At 65.7% G+C, this 4,643-nt stretch carries 2 protein-coding genes and 1 rRNA gene; all 3 read right to left on the bottom strand.

The features are described 5' to 3' along the window. Window positions 1-203: 203 nt before the first annotated feature. On the bottom strand, window positions 204-3,254 hold the full coding sequence (locus AC5RWA_RS21555) for a glycoside hydrolase family 2 TIM barrel-domain containing protein (protein WP_494059009.1): 3,051 nt from the start codon (window positions 3,252-3,254) through the stop codon (window positions 204-206). A gap of 89 nt (window positions 3,255-3,343) precedes the next feature. Next, window positions 3,344-4,351 carry a LacI family DNA-binding transcriptional regulator gene (locus AC5RWA_RS21560; protein ID WP_494059010.1) on the bottom strand — a complete coding sequence of 336 codons (1,008 nt, stop codon included), beginning with the start codon at window positions 4,349-4,351 and terminating at the stop codon, window positions 3,344-3,346. 222 nt (window positions 4,352-4,573) lie between these two features. Further along, a 5S ribosomal RNA gene (gene rrf / locus AC5RWA_RS21565) occupies window positions 4,574-4,643 on the bottom strand; the annotation flags it as partial.

Raw genomic sequence — 4,643 nt, forward strand, 5'->3', positions numbered from 1 at the left:
GGCCGTTCATCAAGGGGGGTTGGCCGCTATCTTTCCGCATCAGCGGCGGCGACTCAGAAAACAATACACGCCCCACAACCCCACCGCAAATCGCCGCTCGATGGGGTCGAGCGCCGCCAAAACCCCCGAAGACACGGGGATTTTGGCAGCGCTAGCCCAGTCCCGCCGGCCCTAACCGCCAGGAACCGGTTCTATGGAGTGGCTCACATCGTCCGAGCTCCGCTCTTCGCACCAAACACCAGGGTGAAATCAGCTTCACGCGGCGTCAGCCGGTAGGGCTCGAGAACGCCGGGACCACAGGCAGCAGTTCCAACCCCGCGCATGACGTGGTCCAGGTACACGTAACTGCGCCCATCCTGCCTGAGTTCCGGCCGATGCGTGGCGGCGTCGAGGACTGCCAGGCTGTACGGCCGCACCGTGAGGGCGAATGGTTCACCCGATACCTCCAGCACGTTTCCGCCCACATTGAGGGAGGCAGACCGCACCCCGGCGCGGGCGCCGGCTTCCTGGGGCCGAACGTAGTCAACGTCCATGTCCGGGAGCGGAAGCGAGAACCATCCTGCGCGGGCACCCTGTCCGGTGTCCGGGTAGCTCTGGTGCGGTCCCTGCCCGAACCAGCTCACCGTTGTGGTCTCAGCCGCAAGCACCACCTCCAAACCGATCCGCGCCCATTCCACGTCGAAACCGGCGTTCACCCATGCCCCCTGGGGCCGGACCTGGGTCCGGAGCACCAGGACGTCGCCGTCGCTGGTCCAGGTGTAGTCCACAAGCACCCCGAACTGCTTGTCGGCAGCACCCATGCGCGTCCGGACGATCAGCTGGTCACCGCCGTCGGCAGCAGCTTCAGCACTAATGCCAAGCAGGCGCGTGTGGAGCCGGTCAAGCCCGGCGTCCTTCCACTGGACAGCGAGCGGACGCGCGTCGGCGCTTCCCGATTCCCTACCTAGGTCGTTGTCCGTCGGTGCCCACCACAATGCCAGCCCCATCTGCTCCACGGGAATACCTCCGATGGAGGTGGGCATACCGGTGATGCGGCTGAAAACGGCTGGACCAAGCCGCAGTTCGTCCTCGAGGACATCGACGCGTTCGCTTGCGCCTGGGATAAAGACGGCGGAAGGCTCCCGCACTGCCTGGCCCCAGGCGATTTCGTGGCCCGCGGCGGCCCAGGCAGAATCAGCGGCGAGGACAGCGCTGACGGTGAGCACCGCGGGTCCGCCGCCGGGCAGCGCCGCTGCAGCGGTGCCGGCAACTGCGTCCGGCAGGGACACAACCATCTCGGACTGAGGTGCCAACGGCGCAACGTCCACTGTTCCGACGTCGAGCGTGGCGCCGTCGTACTCCACCGAATAACGGAAGCTATACGCGGACGTGTCCGCAAAGTCCTGGCCGTTGCGGAGCCTGAAGCCCGACCAGTCCGCTGCCACCTCTATGCGCAGCGGCTCAATAACCTTCTTGAAGTCCAGCAGGCCGGGCCGCGGGTTACGGTTGGCGTCCACCAGGCCATCTGTGACGAAGTTGCCGTCGTGCACTTCTTCACCAAAGTCGCCGCCGTAGGCAAAATGCTCACCGCCACCCGGAGACGGCACGGTAATTCCATGTTCCAGCCATTCCCAGACAAACCCGCCCATCAGGCGCGGATACCGGTCAAAGAGCTCCTGGTACTCACTCATGCCGCCGGGCCCGTTTCCCATCGCATGCACGTATTCGCACAGCACAAAGGGCATGGCGCGGCGGCGCGCGTCCAGGGCGGGGTCCTCCAGCGGCGGCTCGGTCCCCTGCCCGATGAGCGCGGTTTCGGCCTGGCTTGCGTACATGCGCGAGTAGACGTCGACGTACGGTGAGGCCCAGTCCCCCTCGTAGTGGATGGGGCGGGAGGGATCCCGGTCCTTGGTCCAATGGGACATCGCTGCGAGATTCCTGCCGGTGCCTGCTTCGTTGCCGAGCGACCACATGACCACGCACGGATGGTTCTTGTCCCGCTCAACAGTCCGGCGCATCCGGTCCAGCAGCGCGGCTTCCCACTGCGGGTCATCGGAGGGATTCTGCGCCCATCCGGCGCTTTCAAAGCCATGGGTCTCCAGATCGCATTCGAGCACCACATAAAAGCCCAGCTGGTCAGCAAGCGCGAGGAATTCCGGGTGCGGCGGGTAGTGCGACGTGCGGATGGCGTTGATGTTGTGCTGCTTCATCAGCCTCAGCTCCGCCTCCACGACGTCGCGGGGCACCACCCGGCCCAGGCGGGGATGGTGCTCGTGGCGGTTCACGCCGCGCAGCAGGATGCGACGCCCGTTAACCTTGAACTGGGCGTCTTCGATGGTGATGCTGCGGAAGCCCAGCTGCAGGCTGACAGTCTCGCCGGGCGAGCTGACGGTCGCCTTATAAAGTTTCGGCACCTCCGCAGACCACGGTTCCACTCCAGGAACGCGCAGCTCCGTCCCGGCCGGCAGTTCCAGGTCCAGTTCAGGAACGCGTACGACGGCGTCAATCGCCTGGCCGCCCCGGCTCACCTCAACGCGCAGCACGCCTTCGCCGCTGAGATGGTCGTAGCCGGCGTGGACGAAGACGTCGTCGATCCCATGTGCGGGCCGGGCCTGCAGTGTAACGTCCCGGAAGATGCCCGGGAGCCACCACATGTCCTGGTCCTCCACGTAGCTCGCGGCCGAGAACTGGGCCACCCGCACAGCCACCGTGTTGGTTCCTTCAACCAGGGTTCCAGAGACGTCGAACTCGTGAGCCAGGCGGCTGCCCCGGGTGGTCCCCAGTTCCACTCCATTCAGCCACACAGTTCCGGCGGACTCGATGCCGTCAAACCGCAGCAGGGCGTCCGGCAGGAACTCTGGGCCAGCCTCGAAGGTGAGCACGTGATCACCGATCGGGTTCACCTCCGGAACGTGGGGCGGTTCGACGGCAAAGGGGAACTGGACGTTGGTGTAGGCGGGGGATCCGTTGCCGTGCATGGACCAGCTCGACGGAACGGGCAGGCTGGAGAACCCTTCCAGTGCTTCCCCTTCCTGCCATCCGTCGGCAGGCGCCCTGCGGATGCCCGGACTGAGCCGGAACTGCCATTCACCATTGAGGGAGAGCTTGGGGGCGTTGCTCGAGAGGTACGCCCGCGCCGGGAGGGTGCCGCGGCCGGGCGCCAGGGATGAGAGCTCGCGCACGCCCTCCGCGCCGATTTCGAGGCTGCCGGAGGCCCGTGTGCTGATTGCGGCGGCGGCAACATGGGGCACTGCTGAGGGGGTCTGAACTGACATGGATGTTCCTTGCTGACGAGCCTTTTAGACGACGTGAACGTTCACGGCCAACGTCAGCCTAGCTGCTGTGAGCATCTTTGAGTAGGGGTTCAGGCCGAACGTCGGACAATCAGCTCGTGCCGGAGAGTCAGGGACGCCGCAGGACTTCGAGCTTCGACCGAGCCCGACAGCAGGCCATCGAGGAGGTCGACGGCGGTGCGGCCAACTGTGCGCAGGTCCAGAGAGAGCGTGGTCAGTTCCGGGGTAGTCAGCTCGCCCAGGGGTATTCCGTCCATTCCGATGACAGCACAATCACCGGGCACCGACTTTCCGCCGTCCTGCAGGGCTTTCAGGGCGCCTGCCGCCATGAGGTCATTGAACGCCAGAATCGCGTCTATCCGGACCCCGCTGCGCAGCAGGGCATCCACGGCCTCCCGGGCCGCCTTTGCGGACGGAGCAGCATGGCAGCGCGTCACCGCGATGCCGGCTTCAGCCGCCACCGCAGCGGTTGCCGAGCCACGGCTGGCAGCAGGGCCGCCCTGGTCCGAGTCAAGATAGGCAATGTCACTCCGCCTATCCGACACCAGGTGGTCCATTGCAAGCCGGGCCGCATAGAGGTAGTCGAACGAGATGTTCCCGGCAGCCCCGCCCTCCGGGCAGTCCAGGGCAACCACCGGACGCCGGCCCATCATGGCCTGTGCTTCACCGGAGTGTTCCCCGAGGTACCCGATCAGGGCGTCCACTTGCGGCGCCAAGCGGGCCACCGCGTCGAGGCCGCTGGCGGTTCCATGGCCGTAATCATCCACCACAACATTCCAGCTCCGCTGCGTGGCGGCTTCCACCACGCTCGAGGCAAACGCAGGGAAGTAGGGGTTTGTCAGGTCAGGGATTGCCAAGCCTACAGAGATGCGGGCCCCCTGGACCAGCCCTTTCGCGAAGCGGCTTGGGGTGTATCCGAGTTCCGCGGCGAGCCTTTGGACCCGCTCCCGGGTCACCTCGCTGATACCGGTCATGCCGTTCATGGCCCGGGTGACAGTTTGCCGGGAGACGCCCGCAGCCGCCGCGACGTCCATGATGGTGGCGCGCCGGCCGACGGGGTCTGGGGAACGGGTGCTCATAGCTCGTAAGTCTAGGGCTGTCCGGTGGTTGCTCTATCGGTTGTGGTTGCTATCCGGGGTGTTTGAGTGCGTTATCTGATAGAGCATCCCTGGGTTTCCGGCGGGAGGTGATGGTGCGTCCGGGCTTTGTGCCAGGTGTTGGGGCGTGCCGGGTTTGGTGGGGTGGTGTTTAAATGCGGGAGGCCCCAACCATTGCTGGTTGGGGCCTCGACCTTAATGGTTGTCCGGCGGTGACCTACTCTCCCACACCCTCCCGGGTGCAGTACCATCGGCGCTGTGGGTCTTAGCTTCC

Source organism: Arthrobacter sp. 210 2 (assembly GCF_059093025.1).